This window comes from Vibrio sp. SCSIO 43086 (assembly GCF_051132235.1).
GTDB lineage: Bacteria > Pseudomonadota > Gammaproteobacteria > Enterobacterales > Vibrionaceae > Vibrio > Vibrio diabolicus.
On the sequence record NZ_CP072677.1, the window covers coordinates 1,772,450 to 1,790,451 of the forward strand.

Sequence of the window (18,002 nt, forward strand, 5' to 3'; positions counted from 1 at the left end):
CGTAGAGATGACAGGTGGTGATTTGCGTCGAGTATATTTTCCTTTGATAATCTGTGTGCTACTAAGCGCCTGCTCTTCTGGGCCTGAACCTAGCGAGCAAGTGCAAGTGACAACACCTACAAATCAGTTATTGGACAATAACCCTGACTTGTTCCAGTTTTATACAGAATGGCATGGCACACCTTATCGCTTAGGCGGCACACAAAAATCTGGTATTGATTGCTCGGCATTTGTGCAAAAAGCCTTTGTCGAGGCTTATCAGCTATCGTTACCCAGGACAACGAGACAACAATCGAAACAAGGTGTGGAATTAAATTGGACGGACGCCAAACAAGGAGATTTGGTGTTTTTTAAGACAAGACGGACGACCTATCATGTAGGGATTTACTTGGGTAACAAGCAGTTCATGCATGCGTCAACGTCTAAAGGTGTGATCATTTCAAGAATCGACAACCCATACTGGGCATCTAAGTTTTGGCAAGTAAGAAGAGTTACAATGTAACTCTTCTTACTTTTAGAATTGGAGATGACTGGTATCAAACAATATCAATCGTAAGTAGCAACGGCAGTATCGAATAGGTTTTTAACCAAAGCGATGTATTCATCAAGGAACGTGATCTGTTCATTAGTCGCTTTTTTATGCCATACACCAGCCAATATCTCACCAAGATCTTCAACAACCGCATCCGCTTCTTTTAGTAATTTGAAGCGTACGCTTGAGTGAAGCTCTGGGTTTTGCTCAAAGATCGCCATGATGTTTGAAGCCACCATATCGGTGACGACATCTTCGATGCTTTCGGATCCAGTGTCGCCAATTTCAGTCGTGAAAATATCTAGATTTAGCGACAAGTGCTCGATAAGAGCGAGATATCCATCGGTTTCTAAAACCACTGTTTTTCTCCGTTTATTGCAAGCCTTCGAAGCTGAAAGCGGAATAGTTTCAATAGTAAGACATGCCGAGAAAATTTCATTAACTTATTTCATATTAACAAACATTCACGAACCAACTGGATGTTTTTCAAACAATTGCGCTTTGCCTCACTGCGTTCGGATACAGGGTTTCTTCAAACCTTTTTGTATTTCAGTCATTTTCATGCAAACAAGTTTGGTTACGACCGTTTTCTTTTGCACGATACAACGCAGCATCGGCACTCTTTAACCATTGAGTGTGAGTTTCAAAATAAGGTTTATACTCGCAAACACCAATACTTATCGTGTAATTAATCAAAAAATCTTCCACTTTCACGATCTCTTGCTCAATTCTTTTACGTAAACGCTCCGCGAAATAGCAAGCTTGTTCTTGATTCGTATGAGGAAGCAATACCGTAAACTCTTCTCCGCCAAAACGACCGCACACATCACTGCTTCTTGCTGTCTTTCTTAATAACGAAGAAGTACGACGAATGACTTCATCTCCCGTCGGGTGACCATAGGTATCATTCACTTTTTTAAAGTGGTCGATATCAAATATTACTAATGAGCATGGTCCGTCGATAACTTTTAGGTGAGCAAACTCTTCTTTCAGCGATTGCTCCCAATAAGCACGATTAAATAAACCTGTTAAACCATCTTTGCGACTGATTTCAGACAAATGTTGATTTGTTTCTTTCAAATGAATGCGATTTCTTGCCGTTTCAGAGACATCATTCACTTGAATAGCAATGTGGCTGACCTCTCCTGAGAGCCCGATTAACGGGGTGATTACGATGTCTTGATACATGAAATCACTGCTGTTTGAAACCGGAGAAAAATTGTTGAATTTAAAAAGGTACGGTCGGTTTTCCCAGCTAGAGAAGGAACGAGTTTCCAGATCGGCGGCGGTTTTTATCTTGGTTTCTAGCCAAGTTTTTGGCAGCTCTTCAAAATGATCAAATAAACATTGGCCAAGGATTTCTTGTGACAGAACGCCACTGTATGACTGCATAAAACTGTTCCACACACAGACCTTATACTCTTGATCCAACACGATAAGCCCTGAGTCCATCGTATCGAGAATTTGTGTGACCCAATGAAAGTCTGCTATGTCCAGCGTAATATCGGACATTAGATTAGCTCCATGATTTCATAAATAATTTCTACGGATGGTTTATCAATTAAAAACAGTACCTCACACTCAAAATCGAGCGCTTCTGCCATGTAGGTGTATTCGATAGTAAACAGCTCACCTAATTCACCCTGCTCTTCACAGTAAGGCGTTAACGTATCCACAATGCCTGGCTGACGAAGTGAGAATTGCTTGTCGAGCTGATCCCCTAACGATGTGAGAAATGACGAAACCAGTAAGTTCGAGATATTCAAAATGATTTCATTATGAGGTGTAAACTCAAGCAGATAGCCTAACTTCTCGCCAATTTGATTGATGTCTCTACCTCGTAGACACACCAGAGCTTCACCATGAATACCGCCACCAACAAACCTCTGCGCAACCGCGACGGAGCCATCACGCCCAACAACGTCGACAAGCGTCATATGAAGTTCGCCATAGGATAACGGACCAACATGTGGAACAGGAAGTTGGATGAACTCGTGTAAGTGGTCTGCCATAATCGCAGCCCCTTTACCAAGTGCAATGTTTGCAATCTCGCGGAATTTGGCTAATGAGGAGAACTCCTCGCAAATCTGGCTTTTAGGATCAATCGAATGGCTAGGCTTGAACGCATAGTGCAGCCCCAATTGTTCATAGAGCGGTATCACCTGCTCTTCTGTCAGAGGCTTAGCGATAAAAGCTTGAGCACCTAGCTCTATGCAGCGCTGTTTTGCCTCTTGTTGAACATCTCCAGAAATAATGACGATTTTAGTCTGGTAGTGACTAACAGGTAATGACTCGAGGACTTCAAAACCGTCCATGATCGGCATCGTTAAATCGAGAAACAAAATATCGATATTTTGCTCCGCAAGAATATTTAGCGCCTCATACCCATCTTGAGCTTCGATCAGGTGCAATGATGTATCTTGTACGATGGAGCGCGCAATGAGCTTTCTTGCAACCGCTGAGTCATCACATATCAGTATTTTCATGTCACCAATGGAACTAACGTCAAAAAAATAATAATACCTGTTGTATACGTTCATCTCCATATGCTATGCCGACAAATCAGAGGCTTATAAGCGATTTGATTCACATTTATACAAATTGACTACACTGAGAGGAAGGTTTCTTTACGAAGTATGCTCAACGTAGCGCCAACACCTTGCTTTTTATCCTAAACTGTTGGTGGTCAAATAGATTCGCGAGGTTTTGTATGTGGCAAGCAATATCGCAACAGCTTTCTGATACTTTATTATTCGAGTACCAGATCACGGAAAAAGTAAGACTGTCTGGCGGGGATATCAGTGAAAGCTACATGATTAATGACGGCGAACAGCGCTATTTCGTGAAAATTAACGATCGCGAGTTTTTGTCTAAGTTTGAAGTTGAGGCAGAAAGTCTGCATCTTTTGCGCGAGACATCTACCCTATTTGTTCCAGAGGTTGTGTTGGTTGGTAAAACCAAAAATGCCTCATTCCTAATTCTTAACTACCTTCCAACAAAGCCATTAGAAGATGGCCCAAACAGCTTTAAATTAGGACAGCAATTAGCTCACCTTCATCAATGGGGCGAGCAAAAGGAATTTGGTTTTGATACGGATAACTATCTCGGGTCCACTCTACAACCCAATAAGTGGCACAAGAAGTGGTGTGTCTTCTTTGCTGAACAACGCATAGGATGGCAATTACAGCTCCTTAAAGAAAAAGGCGTCACTTTAGTTGATATCGACGACTTTATAGATGTCGTAAAACAACTGCTAGCAAACCATGCTCCAGAGCCCTCCTTGCTGCATGGCGATTTATGGAACGGGAATGCGGCTCTCACGGCATGTGGCCCTATCTGTTACGATCCCGCCTGCTACTGGGGTGACAGGGAGTGTGATATTGCGATGACTGAGCTTTTTGGTGGATTTCAACCGGAATTTTATCAAGGTTATGAATCTGTTATGCCACTTTCTGCTGGTTATCAAGAGCGTAAAGATATCTATAACCTTTACCATGTTCTCAACCATTGCAATTTATTTGGCGGCCATTACTTGGAGCAGGCTCAACAAGTTATTAATAAAATCATTTCTTATTAATTTGGAAGCCACTGCATATTTCAAGATGTAAAACCTCGAGGCACATCACTACAGAAAATGACCCTAAGCTCAAGGTTGAGTTTGGGGTCAAGTTTTATACTTATTTCGACTCAATTAGCAACAACTCCACCTAATATCAAAGGAGACTTAACTTTGGATTGTGCCTATTTTCCTTGTAGGCAAAGTAAGTGAAGGGCTGTACTTCCTTAAAGAATAGAGTGTTTAAAAGCCCTGCGATATTAGGAGTTGTTGTATGAAAAATTATACCGAAAGGCATGTCAAATGCCCCCATTGTGGACATTCAATCGGCATTACACTAGATGCAAGTAATGGTGACCAAGAGTTTTATGATGATTGTCCAGCTTGTTGCCATGCCATTCACTTAAATATGCGAGTAGATGAGCTGCAAGATAAAGTCGAACTGTTTATCGATGACAATTACGAATAACAACTCGAGCATGTAAGCGTTGGAAACACAAAGTCACTTGAATTAAAAAGGAGCGCTTGGCTCCTTTTTATCATTCTAAAGCTGTTTTGCTGCGAGAACTCGCTCAACAGTATCAACTATGGCCTGAGTCTGAGGGTCAAACTCGATATTAACGCGGTCCCCTACTTGTCTTACTCCAAAGAGTGTTCGTTGCAAGGTTTCTGGAATTAGATGTACTGAAAAACGACACGCTTCAACCTCACCAATCGTCAAAGAACAACCATCCAAGCCGATATAGCCTTTCGCTAACACATATTTCATTGATTCTTGCGGCAGTTGGAACCAAATAGTGCGGTTATTAGGCGTATCGATGATCTCGACAATATCAGCCATCAAACTAATATGGCCAGACATGCTGTGTCCGCCAATTTCATCACCAAACTTGGCAGCTCGCTCAATGTTTACGCTGTCACCTTCAACTAGCTCGCCTAAGTTGGTGAGAGCCAATGTCGCTTGCATTAAATCAAAGCTGATAAGGTTGCCATTAATTTTGGTCACGGTCAGGCAGCAGCCATTGTGAGCGACAGATGCCCCTATTTCTAATCCTTTACTAAGCTCTTCGCTTAACTCGACAACATGCGTTTGAAAGCGTTCTTTTTTATCAATTTTAACGACCTTCGCCGTACCCTGAACTATTCCTGTAAACATTCTTTTTACCTATTGATTTCATACAAGCTGCAATCGATGACAGAGCCTTAAGCACAGCACTGTGTATCGAGATAAAACCTGTAGATTATAGAGCAACGACCTATTGAAAAATGGAGCCTTGTTCTCATACATGCTTCTAACATTAACATGATTTATTACAGCTCTCAGTATTAGCGTATCCTGAGCTTAGCGAGCATTAAGTTAGTGTTATCCACTATTCGCAACCTAACTATGGAATATAAACATACAATTGTTTATCATTTGCGCGGAGTTTCTCCGAGGCATTTTTTCACCTTATCGTGACTAAAATCAACCATCAGATCAGTTCACCACATCTTTTGTCCTCGAGCGCTCTCATTCTTTCAACTTATTGTTCCGCTCTGGAGTATTTTTCGTGCATCGCTATAAAGAAGAAGCATCAAGTCTCATCAAATTGGCGACCCCGGTATTGATCGCATCTGTTGCTCAAACTGGTATGGGGTTTGTTGATACCGTTATGGCCGGAGGCGTTAGTGCCACCGACATGGCTGCGGTTTCTGTCGCTTCAAGTATTTGGCTTCCATCCATTTTATTTGGTGTGGGTTTGTTAATGGCGTTAGTCCCTGTTGTCGCACAGTTAAATGGCTCTGGTCGTCGAGTAAAAATCCCGTTTGAAATTCAACAAGGCGTCGTTTTGGCATTGTTGATCAGTGTGCCGATTATTGCAGTGCTGCTTCAAACCCAATTTATTCTCGGATTTATGGATGTTGAAACGCTGATGGCAGAAAAAACAGTGGGGTACATTCATGCTGTTATCTTAGCAGTCCCTGCCTTCTTGCTTTTTCAAACGCTTAGAAGCTTTACGGATGGTATGTCATTGACGAAACCAGCAATGGTCATTGGCTTTATCGGTTTACTGCTCAACATTCCTCTAAACTGGATTTTCGTGTATGGCAAGTTTGGTGCACCTGAATTAGGCGGTGTTGGCTGTGGTGTTGCAACCACGATTGTTTACTGGGTCATGTTTGCCCTACTATTACTTTATGTAATGACATCAGATCGACTTAAAAGCATCAACTTATTTGGTGAATGGCATCGACCACAATGGAAAGCGCAAGTTCGTCTGTTCAAGCTCGGCTTTCCTGTTGCAGCAGCGCTGTTCTTTGAAGTGACACTATTTGCTGTCGTTGCATTATTGGTATCACCATTAGGACCAATCATCGTTGCTGCGCATCAGGTTGCGATTAACTTCTCGTCGCTAGTATTTATGCTTCCAATGAGTATCGGTGCGGCAGTGAGTATTCGTGTTGGACACCGACTTGGCGAAGAAAACGTTGATGGCGCTCGCGTTGCTTCACGAGTGGGCATCATGGTTGGTCTAGGTTTATCTGTTCTTACAGCGATATTAACCGTATTGTCTCGTGAATGGATTGCCGAACTTTACACTAGCAACCCAGAAGTCATCACTCTAGCGATGCAACTGCTCGTATTTGCTGCTGTTTATCAATGTACGGACGCAGTTCAGGTAATCGCGGCAGGTGCACTGCGTGGCTATAAAGATATGCGAGCCATCTTCAATCGTACTTTTATCGCCTACTGGATTCTTGGTTTACCAATGGGTTACGTCCTTGGCCGCACAGACTGGATCGTCGAGCCAATGGGAGCGCAAGGTTTCTGGCTAGGCTTTATCATCGGCCTTTCTTCTGCCGCACTTATGTTAGGGGTAAGAATGCGCTGGATGCACCGCCAAGAACCAGAGGTGCAATTGAACTTTTCAGTTCAGTGATAATAAGAAAAAGCCAGCACACGCTGGCTTTTTTGATCGAATAATAATGCTGTTGAGTATACTTATAGCAAGCTTGTGAGTCAGTAGAGTCTGCTCTCTGGGTGACGAATACGAAGTTATGAAAAGGATATTTGTGCGGTCTATTTTATTGTTCTTAGTCTTGTTTCTTAACGGTTGCGATAGCTGGTTCAACCCAGAAAACGCCATGTTTGACAAGTATCACCAACGTGTCGCCAATGTGTTGGACGCTCCTACTCTTCCAATCGAATCGCAATCTACGGTGACCATACCTGCAAAACGTGACTTATTCGAGCCATTGCCAAGGCTATCGATTGGTTTACTAGAAAGCTACCAATTACGCCAGTGTGGATTATTCAATCTACTTGCCGAGAAAAACTCGCAACTTGGTAAGGTGCAGGATGCATTTCATGATTTTGATTATCAAACTGCCCTTTTAAGAGTCATGAATCGATGTCTATCCGAATTTCAGCTCAGCGATGAAGAACGTACTACATTAACAAAGCTTTATTCGACTAAGTGGCAGCATTTAGGTACTCATCTTGACAACTTGCTACTCGCGAGTGATGCAATGCAAAAGCAGCTAACGGCGTCGGATTGGCTACCTCAAGAAACACCAAATGATGTTGCACGTATTAACGACGTCTATCGCCTTTTCAGTGAAATGTACGGCTTACCTCATCGCGCCATTTCACGTCTGCCCGATATTGAGATTGTGCAGTATCAAGAAGAGCTAGAGAAATCTCGTTTAATCGGACGACTTTACTATTCGATGATAAACGCTTCTCACTGGCTCAAAGCTACGACTCAGTTACTTGAACAACATCAGAATAATGTGTTGTGCGGGCCAAACCGAGACGTGACCCAGTTCCGCTACCTAAGAAATGTCTTCCAATCTATTTACGTTGAAGAAGTGCAACCTTACTTAGCCTATTTAGACAGTACCTATCAGCAACTTCAAGACGGTGCCATCTTGATAGAAAAGCGTATGCAACTTCATGGTCATCAATATGGTATAAAAGAGGCACACAAAACCTTTAGACAAGAAACCCTAAACCACGTTCAGTTTTGGCAGGGTCTCTTCAAGCGGTGCGGCGTAACCGTTGGCAACGAGTAAGTGCAGAGCGTTCTATTCCTTCAGCCTCTCACGCAAGAATCGGGCAAAACGTGGCTTACCGGTATGAGTAAAACCGTTGTACCTGAACGTGACGGTTGAACCTATTTTCGGAGGCTGACGACGCACTTCATCGGTAAACCCACTACCAATGTAAAACTCTGTACCATCTGGTAAGCGAACTAACATCGCCCCCATCATACCCAATAAACGCCCCGTGCCTGGCTTATAGCCCACGACTAGCGCTTCATCATCCGCGTATCGTTTCAGTTTAAGTAAATCACTACCACGTCCAGCTTGATAACGGCTTGATACCTTACGTAGCATCACCCCTTCACCATCGGATATTGAAATCTTATCCAATTGCGCAAACAGGTGAGCTTCATTTTGGATCGCTCGGTGTTCGACATATTTGATATGAGGTTGGTCTACTTCGAGCACTAAGTCTTTGATGTTGTAATAACGCTTCCGGTAATCACCAGCAGAATACGGCATATCAAAGATCATAAAATCAATGTTTCGCCAAGCTGACTCCACAGGCGTTTTATCCAAAACCGTTTGTTGTACGAGATGAAAATTGCCTCGTCCCGCCCATAGCTCACCATCTAACGGATAGTCAGGTAGTGAATCGATAAACCAATCTGGAGCGTAGATTCGGTTACCATTTCTCGTCACAAGATGTTGTCCGGTCCAATAGGCGCGAATGCCGTCGAGTTTTTCGCTATACCAATATTCAGATACATCGATACCATCTTGATAGCTTTGCGCAAGAGAAACTGGAGGCGTGAGAGAAGTATCAGCTTGAAGCTGTGAAGACGCTGTCATAACAGCCAGCGCGATTAATGTCATTTTTAATGGCATAAGAAGACCTTGTACAAAAAAGCGCCTTTATTGAACCGTAACTCCTCTCGATGACCTATTTGTTACTAGTCATTCTTCGACTCAGAACAATCAACTTAAGTAATGATTTGCAAGGATAATCATAAACTTTAGACAGATTTTGCGTTTAATATTTACACATTGTTCACAATAAGATGGGTGAATCTCAAATCAAGTCACAACCTAATCTCGGTGAGACTCTTGCTTTAGCGCTCGATATTAATTCGACATCTCTCCTGAACAAGCCGTTTGTCTATGCGTTTTTGATTCTCAAATTGAGAACCTATTCCTTCTCAATTTGAATGACACCACCAAAAAATCATAACCATCTGATTTTATACGCATTTAAATCTGGCACGTTACCTGCTCTATATCCAAGTAGAGAAAACAAACGGAGATAGAGTCATGGAATTACGCAAACTAGAAATTAATCAAAACAAATTAGCCATTGAGTTTTTTGGTGACTTAGACGCAAGTGGCTGTCGACAAGCACAACATCACATTGATGAAGTAATTCACGACAATCATCACAAAGAAGTCGAAATTAACCTACAGCACGTCCAATTTCTTGATTCTTCAGGGATTGGTGCCATTGTTTACTTATATAAGCGTCTAGTTGAACGTGAAAGAAGCATGAGTATTGAAAACGTATCAGGCCAACCTTTAGAAATCATGAGCTTGCTTCGTATTAACCATGCTATTCCCATTAACTCAAAAGGACACTAAAAATACCGGTTTAAACGGAGGTTGGCATGGTAAATCTTATACGACGATATGTAGTAAGCGGTCTTGTTGTCGGCATGTTTGGTTGTTCGTCGTTTGACTACCCAGACCACGGAAAAGGTGGCTTGGCGGAAAACTATCAAGATATATCAATTGAAAATTATCAGTTTTCCCCAGTCATGCCCGATGAGCCGTTAGGTCCAGAGCATGGGTTGAGGTTTGATTGGCAACTCACCAAGCTACACCTAGACGCGTTGATTCAAGAAGGCGCACGCTGGTGCTTTCCTGCAGCAGTAGTGCAAGCGCTTGAGAAGCAAAACAGAATCGCACGTGAGCTAGAAGGCGGACTTCTACTCGATGCTGCTAACGATCTGGTGATTCAACGTCGACGTTTAAACCAACTTGAACAGCAACTCGACTATGTATTAAGCCAAACCACTTGTACGCCACCCGATGATATTGAAGCATTGCGTAGCGATTTGAACGTCGTCGCTGAAATTTATGCACTCCTCAATATTGATAATCAATTTGCTGTCGATTCAGCAGAAATTAATCCAAAGTACATGGGACATTTGGCAGAAGCTGCCTACATTTTGCGTGACCACCCTAACCTAACTCTTGTGGTGACTGGGCATGCCGATGTCACTGGCTCACCAGATTACAACCAGAAACTCGCTCAAGCGCGTGCAGAACAAGTGAAGCGTTACCTGACTGTATTTGGCATCACTTCAGAACGCGTAACCACCAAATCTGTGGGAGATAGCCTGCCGCTTTACGAGGGTGAAACACCTGCCGTGCGTTTAACCAATCGCCGCGTAAGCATCGAGGTTATTAGCCCTAATTCAGATAGCGATACCTCAGTAAATCGCAATCTATCTGTAGGAGGTGCGCTATGAACACGATGAAACCATTTATCACCTTAGTTCTTTTGTGCTTGGTTGCTTGGGTACCTACTTCGTCAGCTGATGAAAACAATACTGTTAAGGTCGGCGATTTAATTCAGATTAACCTACCTGGAGAAGCTTCTTTAAATAAAGGGTTTCAAGTCGATCGCCGTGGGCGTATTAACTTACCAGAAGTCGGCCCTGTATTTGTTGCTGGATATAATGAGCAACAGCTCCAAGACGTGATTATCGAAACGCTAAAAACCGTGTATCGTGACGTAAACAACGCTCGAGTCTTTATCAAACAACAACAGTTATTAGTGTCGGTCCAAGGCTACGTGGTCAAACCCGGGGAATATACCTTACCTTCAGGTTCCAACATTCAAATGTTTGTATACGAAGCTGGCGGCCTTCGCGCTGGTGCTCAGCTCGATAAAATGATCGTTAAACGCGGCGACAAAAACATCGAGTTTGACTACAAACGTTTCCTTGATACTGGTGATAATAGCCAGCTCCCGAAATTGGAATCGCTGGACGTACTGTTTGTTCCAGCATCTCCACTCGTTGGAAATATTGAGCAAGAATTTGATGCAGCAAAACTCGCGAACTCAGGCGACAGCGCAGACTCCGCTCGTGCTATCAAAGTCTTTGGTGAAGTGAATGCACCCGGCTCATTCTCTTACAAACCGAACACCACGCTCGTTGATGTCGTGATGAGAGCTGGCGGCGTAACACGATATGCCAGTGTTGAGCAAATTCGCGTGATCACAAATAACAACCCAACCATGTTTAATCTGAAAAAGTATCTGGATACGGGTGATCAAAGCTTACTACCAGAAATCCTACCGGGTGCCACCATTTTTGTTCCAAAACAGGAAGAAGAAATCAAAGCGGGTGCAAATGTGGTTTATGTCATGGGTGAAGTTGCCCACCCTGGCGCGTATGAAGGAAAGCAAGACGCTAGCTTCATGGATATTCTCGCCAATGCAGGCGGGCCTACTCGCTATGCAGAATCTCGCCAAATTCGTGTCATAAAAGCCGATGGTAAGGTCATCAAATTCGACCTAACCGCGCATACCGAGGGGCTGTCTTCGGTTAGACCGCCGAATGTCGGACCTGGAGACGCGATTTTCGTCCCTGAGAAAACCGATTTCAACGAGAAGTCATGGCTAAAAGTGGCGCCAAGTCGAGCGGTCGCTGTGATGGGAGAAGTCGTGCGCCCAGGACGTATTGAATGGTCAGACGAAATGGATTTAATTGATCTGCTTGCGCATGTTGGCGGCCCAACACGTAGAGCTGACACAACCAAAATTGAAGTCGCCAATAATGGTCAAATGACACAGTTCGATTTAGATCAATACATTTTAGATGGCTCACCAACATCGAATCTGCCCCGAGTTTCTGCTGGCACGGTAGTAAGAGTCCATGCATTACCTGACGATCCATCAGACAACAAATCGCAATGGGTAAGCCAGAGCTCTGATGCGTCGATATATGTTTTCGGTCAAATCAATGCCCCTGGCCGCTATCGCTTTACCGAAGAGATGCACTTTCTGGATATTTTATCTGCCGCCGATGGACCAACAATGGATGCCGATATTCACAATATTCGTGTGACGCACCGTGGCCTAGGCTATGCCAAAGTGAGTAAATTGAATTTGTCGATGTACTTTGAAACGGGCGATGAGTCTATTCTGCCCCACGTTCGTCCCGGCGATACCATTTACATTCCGGAAAAAAACAAAAACTGGTTGGATCGCTCCAAAGAATCCACCGTGCGCGTATTAGGTGAAGTAAGAGACCCTGGGCGCTATGTATTTAATGACAACATGACGGTACTTGACCTGCTGGCCGAAGCCGGAGGCCCGACTAACAATGCGTATCTTGAAAAAATCAGTGTGGTCAACATGTCTTGCTGTCAGGGCCAAGCTCGAACATTTGATTTGGTGAACTTTAGCAAAACCGCCAACATTTATGATTTACCAGTCATTCGTGCAGGTGACACTATTTACATTCCACATAAAGACGAAAGCTTTGCTGAAAAAGCAAGAGCCGGATTAAGAGATATTTTACAAATCACCACAACCATCGTGTTAATAGGAGCGTTGTAATGACTATTCCTGCCACTCACGCTGAGATTGAGCAAATTTATCTTCAGAGTGAACAGAAAGGCCACAAAACGATTTGTGTTGTGGGTTGTAAGTCTGAAGACGGCGTCACTTCCGTGGCTTCATCTCTAGCTGAGCGTCTGGTTTTAGCTGGACACAATACTTTGTATGTGGATCTTAACCTGTTCAAGCCCGCGTATCGCACCATTCACGAGTTTGATGATACAGAAAAAGTTGGCCACCTGATCACAAGAGAAAATACGCATCAAACCTTAGTCGGTCTCCCTGCTCCATCTCTCGCCAGCACTCAATTGGCGTACCGAGACCCGACGATGCTGAAGCGCAATATTGCAGAGTGGTTAACGCAGTACGAGCGCGTCGTGATAGACACATCTCCACTTCTGAGTGTCAACCGAAGCAATATTGCCCCTCAAGTGATTGCGGGCGTATGTGATGCCACCTTATTAGTCGCACATTATGGCTCTACGACGGCAACCCAACTCGAACAAGCCAAAAAACTACTTGATGCTAGCGATGCGAATTTGATTGGTTCCGTGCTGAATATGAAGCATACACCTAGCCTGAAAGATGAGTTGATCCGCCAAGTTTCCAAGCTACGCTTTTTACCCAAAAAGTGGAAAGAAAAGATATCTCAACAAATTAAGAAAAGTGAACTGTTTATGTTATAGGGAGCGCCAATATGACTGCAAATAACACACCGACTATCGAAAAAGAATTGGTGGATGAACCCATTCTCCAGCAAATGATCAAAGATACGTGCGCCGAAATCATCCCTACGCTGATTGAACACTATATTGAAGAGTCACGAGAGCGCATGGAGAAAATAGAGCAAGCATTAAGCGCGAAAGACCTCCAAACATTAGAGTTCGAAGTTCATACACTCGGCAGCTCTGCCCTTGCTTTAGGTAACCGAACGCTTTCCAGACAAGCAAGAATGATTGAGAAATATTGTGTGGAAGGAAAAACACTAGAAGCATTGGCTCTCTGTGAGTCTCTTTCCCAGCTGGCCAATGAATCGTTTGACGCGCTAGAAAAGCGAAAAGATCAAGGGTTCGAGTAGCGGTTTCAAGGACAAATTATCTTATCAATCATCGCACTTATTAAAGTGCGATGCCGATATCATCTAAGACATTTACAATTTAACTTAATCAATTAAAAAGTATGGATTTTTCGCAAATTTCCCACCTTGTGCTAATACTTAGATAACGCTTTTCTCAAATTGAGAATATTCAGCACTAGAGAGCACTAAGCCATATAACTCGCTCATCACGCCAAATACAAATAATAGTGCTGACAAAAATCATAAAAGTGAAACGAACTACGTTGGGATAGGACTATGAGACCAAGGGTGTTACTGGTAGAAGACTCTACTTCACTAGCCATACTTTATAAGCAGTATGTCAAAGACGAACCTTATGACATTTTTCATGTCGAAACAGGTCGCGAAGCAATTCAATTTATTGAAAGAAGCAAACCTCAGCTCATCATTCTCGATTTGAAACTGCCCGATATGTCTGGTGAAGACGTATTGGATTGGATCAACCAGAATGACATTCCTACCTCAGTTATTATTGCTACAGCGCACGGCAGCGTAGACTTAGCCGTTAACCTAATTCAAAAAGGTGCGGAAGATTTCTTAGAAAAACCTATTAACGCCGATCGCCTAAAAACTTCTGTTGCATTACACCTCAAACGCGCCAAATTGGAAGATTTAGTAGAAAACATTCAGTCCAAGTTTGATCGCCATAACTATCACGGATTTATCGGTTCAAGTCTCCCAATGCAGGCGGTATATAAAACCATTGATGCCGTTGCTCCAACATCTGCCAGTGTCTTTATTGTGGGTGAAAGCGGCACAGGTAAAGAAGTCTGTGCTGAAGCCGTGCACCGTCAGAGCGATCGTAAAGACAAGCCTTTTATTGCTATTAACTGCGGGGCTATCCCACGAGATTTAATGGAAAGTGAGATCTTTGGCCACGTTAAAGGCGCATTTACCGGAGCCACAACAGACCGAAAAGGTGCTGCGACGCTGGCTCACGGTGGTACGCTTTTTCTCGATGAACTGTGTGAAATGGAACTTGAGATGCAAAAGAAGTTGCTCCGTTTTCTTCAAACAGGAACCTACACACCGCTTGGTGGCACTCGAGAGATGAAGGTGGATGTTCGAATCATTTGTGCCACCAACCGAGATCCATTAACAGAAGTGGAAGAAGGTCGTTTTCGTGAAGATTTGTATTACCGCGTACACGTAATACCTATCGATATGCCCCCTCTGCGCGAGCGAGGAAGTGACATCGTCACGCTAGCCAAGCACTTTTTGACCACTTATGCCAAACAGGACAAAAAGAAATTCTCAACAATCGACAGCGAAGCTCAACATATCATCAAGCACTACGAATGGCCGGGTAATGTAAGGCAATTACAAAACATCATACGTAACATTGTGGTGCTTAATAATGACGAGAAAGTCACGGTGAATCACCTACCCGCTCAACTGACTAGAAAGTCTAAAACGGTGAGAACATCCACTCCCGCACATGTAACTCAAGAGCCAGCAAACCCTACAACAATAACATCCCAACCTGTGTATGTTGAGGAACAGTCGGCCCCCGCTAGAGAACCGTCAATACCGACACCGGAACCTAACATACAATCCTCAGCGGCTGCCTCGCCGTACTTTAACTCTGATGGAACCATTCGCCCTATGTGGCAAGTGGAACGTGAGGCGATTCAAAACGCAATCGCATACTGTGATGGCAACGTTCTCAATGCCGCCGTAATGCTGGAGCTAAGCCCATCTACGGTTTACCGAAAAAAGCAAGCGTGGGAAGCGGATGAAATTAATCTCGAACAATCTTAAGAAACCTGACGTTGGTGAAATTTGGATTTTTCTTGATAGCCGCCTGTTTGGCGGTATCGAAAGTCACGTCATAGAGCTTGCTCGTGGATTAATGACATTTGGGCACAAAGCACGTGTTGTCTTAACGACTGAGTACTCGCCACCAGCACAGATTGTAGAGAAAGCAGAAGAATCCACCATCCCTGTGAGTTACTTGAACCATTTGTCTGCTGAGCCACATAAGGCATTAAAGATCAAACACCTAACAAGCGCGGTCGCCAATCACCAACCATCGGTCATTCACTCCCACGGTTACAAAGCGTCAATCTTAGCGCGCTGTGCCAAGCTACTCACGCGCACATTTCCTCGCTTGATTTCAACTTATCATGCAGGAGAATCATCCTCGGGCAAACTGTGGCTCTATGATTGGCTTGATAGAAGTTCAGGCTACCTCTCTAACCACTGCTTTTCCGTCAGCCCAAGCATTCAGCGTAAAGTCATTTTCCCTTCGGAACTGCTGAATAACTTTGTGTCGATTCCCGATCGTAATCTCAACTATCAAGAAATCGCTTTCGTCGGCCGATTGAGCCAAGAAAAAGGGGCTGACCAATTTATCGAAATAGCTAAGCTCTGCCCAACACTGCATTTTAGTGTTTACGGTGATGGACCAGAAAGAGAATCACTCCCCCACATTGCCCCTTCAAATGTGACATTTTTCGGTCATCAAACTGAAATGGAGACCGTTTGGAAAAACATTGGCGTGCTGGTAATTTCTTCTCGCTATGAAGGCCTGCCTATGGCGGCGCTTGAAGCAATGGCTAGAGGAATAGTCGTGATGAGCCTACGCGTGGGTCGCTTGCCCGATATTATCCAAACTGGCGAAAATGGCTTTATTGTCGATGACGTCCCATCTCTCGCTCAATGCCTTAAACATTGGATGTCTCTCGATGAAGCGCAGCAATCTCTCATTCGTCAAAACGCTCGGCAGACCATTATTGATGATTTCTCGGCGCAAAGCGTTATTCCTGTATTGCTACGAAAATATCAAATTGAAACGGAGCAATAAGCCATATTGGTTCTCAATATGAGAATATTGCCTCTCCCCTTAAGTCCAAGCACAAATATCTAATAATATTCAAACACATAAACTAATGGCATATTTTGGCATCTCTGTTGCAACTCAGCAGTTAACACAAGTTAATGATGAGACAGAGGTGACTTATGACTACTCCAAAACGCATTCTATATGTTCATTATGGTGATAACTGGATTCGCGGCAGTGAAGTGGTACTTCTGGATCTCATCTCAGGGATTGACCGTGATAAGTTTGAGCCATTCGTGTGGTCAAACTGCCAGCCACTAATCGATAAGTGTCAATCGCTCGGAATTGAAGCGGAACATTCTGTTTTCAATCTCGTTGGTGGCTGGAGTGCACCTCGCTGGGATATTAGCGGATGGAACAGCCTTATCAAACAGGGCTCAGCACTGATCGAAAAACACAATATCGACTTGGTACACGTTAATAGCGGTGGTCCTTGTCAATGGATGTGTTTGGCTGCACGTATGAATCACATCCCACTTGTCACCCAACTTCATTGTCACTATACATTGCGAGATCGCTTCTCTCTTGGGCTACACCTCTCCCCAAAATTGATTTGCGTTAGTAAAGATGTCGGTCGTGAAATTATTCAGGACGGTTACCCAGAAGACCAACTTTATGTTGTGCACAACGGTGTATCGCTTCTGGACTCTGATACGCCCATTGATATCAAGGCTCACCTCGGAATACCTCCACAAGCGTTTACCTTTCTCTCGGTAGGTTCATTGATTAAAAGAAAAGGATTCGACCGCCTTATTCGCGCTATGCGCATGCACAATTACCATCACGATAATCCTCATCTTGTTATCGTTGGCGATGGCGAGGAAAGAGAAACATTGCAACAACTTGCTTCGGATCTCGGTATCCAAGACAGAGTCCACTTTGTCGGGGAAAAAAGCAATGCTGGTGCATGGATGTCTGGGAATGCAGACGCTTTTATTAGCGGCGCCTATGAAGAGGCCTTTGGTCTCGTGCTCGGGGAAGCGGCTTTAGCCCAATTACCTATCGTGGCTCCTAAAACGGGAGGTATTCCTGAGTTGTTCGAGCATAATAACTCTGCGCTACTGTACCAGAATCGCGGAATGGCAGGCTTATTAAACGCTATCCAACAAGTCATGCAAGATGTAGCTCTAAGAAACAAGCTAGCTGAAAACGCCTATCTTCATGCTAGCCAAAACCTCACGACTGCAGCATCCATAAGCGCCATTGAACGTATTTATGAAGGTGAGCTTGAGAACAACAGTATTACACCAATGCCAATGACTCACTGCATGAAGCCTCTTTCACGCTGGTTGAGCATCAATTGAG

General features: G+C 43.8%; 18 protein-coding genes. 13 read left to right on the forward strand and 5 right to left on the reverse strand.

What is annotated here, in order from left to right:
* Nucleotides 1-7: 7 nt before the first annotated feature.
* On the forward strand, nucleotides 8-502 hold the full coding sequence (locus J8Z23_RS08160) for an NlpC/P60 family protein (RefSeq protein WP_434632905.1): 495 nt from the start codon (nucleotides 8-10) through the stop codon (nucleotides 500-502).
* 44 nt (nucleotides 503-546) lie between these two features.
* On the opposite strand, the gene J8Z23_RS08165 is transcribed toward J8Z23_RS08160, so the two are convergent.
* From J8Z23_RS08165 to J8Z23_RS08175, 3 genes are all read right to left on the reverse strand, one after another.
* Nucleotides 547-891 carry a DUF3802 family protein gene (locus J8Z23_RS08165; RefSeq protein ID WP_005396212.1) on the reverse strand — a complete coding sequence of 115 codons (345 nt, stop codon included), beginning with the start codon at nucleotides 889-891 and terminating at the stop codon, nucleotides 547-549.
* A gap of 190 nt (nucleotides 892-1,081) precedes the next feature.
* A complete protein-coding gene (locus J8Z23_RS08170) occupies nucleotides 1,082-2,044 on the reverse strand; it encodes a GGDEF domain-containing protein (protein WP_005396213.1) in 963 nt (320 codons plus the stop codon).
* A complete protein-coding gene (locus J8Z23_RS08175; RefSeq protein WP_005396215.1) occupies nucleotides 2,044-3,018 on the reverse strand; it encodes a response regulator in 975 nt (324 codons plus the stop codon). Before J8Z23_RS08175 ends, J8Z23_RS08170 begins: the two co-directional genes overlap by 1 nt.
* Before the next feature lie 224 nt (nucleotides 3,019-3,242).
* On the opposite strand from J8Z23_RS08175, the gene J8Z23_RS08180 reads away from it, so the two are divergent.
* Entirely contained in the window at nucleotides 3,243-4,109 is an 867-nt protein-coding gene (locus J8Z23_RS08180) for a fructosamine kinase family protein (RefSeq protein ID WP_005396217.1), read from the forward strand.
* A 253-nt stretch (nucleotides 4,110-4,362) separates the two neighbouring features.
* Nucleotides 4,363-4,557, forward strand: coding sequence for a CPXCG motif-containing cysteine-rich protein (locus tag J8Z23_RS08185; RefSeq protein WP_005396219.1), 195 nt, complete (start codon nucleotides 4,363-4,365; stop codon nucleotides 4,555-4,557).
* Between the two features lie 75 nt (nucleotides 4,558-4,632).
* Here J8Z23_RS08185 and J8Z23_RS08190 read toward each other — a convergent pair whose 3' ends face one another.
* The gene (locus J8Z23_RS08190; RefSeq protein ID WP_167426590.1) at nucleotides 4,633-5,244 is read right to left on the reverse strand and encodes a riboflavin synthase subunit alpha; all 612 of its coding nucleotides are present in this window, start codon (nucleotides 5,242-5,244) and stop codon (nucleotides 4,633-4,635) included.
* Nucleotides 5,245-5,638: 394 nt separating this feature from the next.
* On the opposite strand from J8Z23_RS08190, the gene J8Z23_RS08195 reads away from it, so the two are divergent.
* Together J8Z23_RS08195 and J8Z23_RS08200 are read left to right on the forward strand one after the other, a co-directional pair.
* Nucleotides 5,639-7,009, forward strand: coding sequence for an MATE family efflux transporter (locus J8Z23_RS08195; protein WP_124008853.1), 1,371 nt, complete (start codon nucleotides 5,639-5,641; stop codon nucleotides 7,007-7,009).
* A 133-nt stretch (nucleotides 7,010-7,142) separates the two neighbouring features.
* Nucleotides 7,143-8,144: a DUF3080 domain-containing protein gene (locus J8Z23_RS08200; RefSeq protein WP_243327261.1), complete on the forward strand. Its 1,002-nt coding sequence runs from the start codon at nucleotides 7,143-7,145 to the stop codon at nucleotides 8,142-8,144.
* Between the two features lie 12 nt (nucleotides 8,145-8,156).
* Here the strand turns inward: J8Z23_RS08200 and J8Z23_RS08205 are convergent, their stop codons facing one another.
* The gene (locus tag J8Z23_RS08205; protein WP_046875255.1) at nucleotides 8,157-9,002 is read right to left on the reverse strand and encodes a DNA ligase; all 846 of its coding nucleotides are present in this window, start codon (nucleotides 9,000-9,002) and stop codon (nucleotides 8,157-8,159) included.
* Between the two features lie 423 nt (nucleotides 9,003-9,425).
* On the opposite strand from J8Z23_RS08205, the gene J8Z23_RS08210 reads away from it, so the two are divergent.
* The 8 genes from J8Z23_RS08210 to J8Z23_RS08245 all read left to right on the forward strand — a co-directional run bounded on the left by J8Z23_RS08210 (nucleotide 9,426) and on the right by J8Z23_RS08245 (nucleotide 18,001).
* On the forward strand, nucleotides 9,426-9,746 hold the full coding sequence (locus J8Z23_RS08210; protein WP_434632913.1) for an STAS domain-containing protein: 321 nt from the start codon (nucleotides 9,426-9,428) through the stop codon (nucleotides 9,744-9,746).
* 26 nt (nucleotides 9,747-9,772) lie between these two features.
* Complete coding sequence (locus J8Z23_RS08215; RefSeq protein WP_046875254.1) at nucleotides 9,773-10,639, forward strand: OmpA family protein; 867 nt, start codon at nucleotides 9,773-9,775, stop codon at nucleotides 10,637-10,639.
* A complete protein-coding gene (locus J8Z23_RS08220) occupies nucleotides 10,636-12,738 on the forward strand; it encodes an SLBB domain-containing protein (protein WP_114322354.1) in 2,103 nt (700 codons plus the stop codon). The genes J8Z23_RS08215 and J8Z23_RS08220 overlap by 4 nt, the downstream gene beginning before the upstream one ends.
* The gene (locus J8Z23_RS08225; RefSeq protein WP_047008761.1) at nucleotides 12,738-13,424 is read left to right on the forward strand and encodes an AAA family ATPase; all 687 of its coding nucleotides are present in this window, start codon (nucleotides 12,738-12,740) and stop codon (nucleotides 13,422-13,424) included. Before J8Z23_RS08220 ends, J8Z23_RS08225 begins: the two co-directional genes overlap by 1 nt.
* Before the next feature lie 11 nt (nucleotides 13,425-13,435).
* On the forward strand, nucleotides 13,436-13,816 hold the full coding sequence (locus J8Z23_RS08230) for an Hpt domain-containing protein (protein WP_434632917.1): 381 nt from the start codon (nucleotides 13,436-13,438) through the stop codon (nucleotides 13,814-13,816).
* A gap of 276 nt (nucleotides 13,817-14,092) precedes the next feature.
* Nucleotides 14,093-15,616, forward strand: coding sequence for a sigma-54-dependent transcriptional regulator (locus J8Z23_RS08235; RefSeq protein WP_053807394.1), 1,524 nt, complete (start codon nucleotides 14,093-14,095; stop codon nucleotides 15,614-15,616).
* Complete coding sequence (locus J8Z23_RS08240; protein ID WP_395220463.1) at nucleotides 15,591-16,661, forward strand: glycosyltransferase family 4 protein; 1,071 nt, start codon at nucleotides 15,591-15,593, stop codon at nucleotides 16,659-16,661. The genes J8Z23_RS08235 and J8Z23_RS08240 overlap by 26 nt, the downstream gene beginning before the upstream one ends.
* 155 nt (nucleotides 16,662-16,816) lie before the next feature.
* Nucleotides 16,817-18,001 carry a glycosyltransferase gene (locus J8Z23_RS08245; protein WP_434632921.1) on the forward strand — a complete coding sequence of 395 codons (1,185 nt, stop codon included), beginning with the start codon at nucleotides 16,817-16,819 and terminating at the stop codon, nucleotides 17,999-18,001.
* Nucleotide 18,002: the final 1 nt, after the last annotated feature.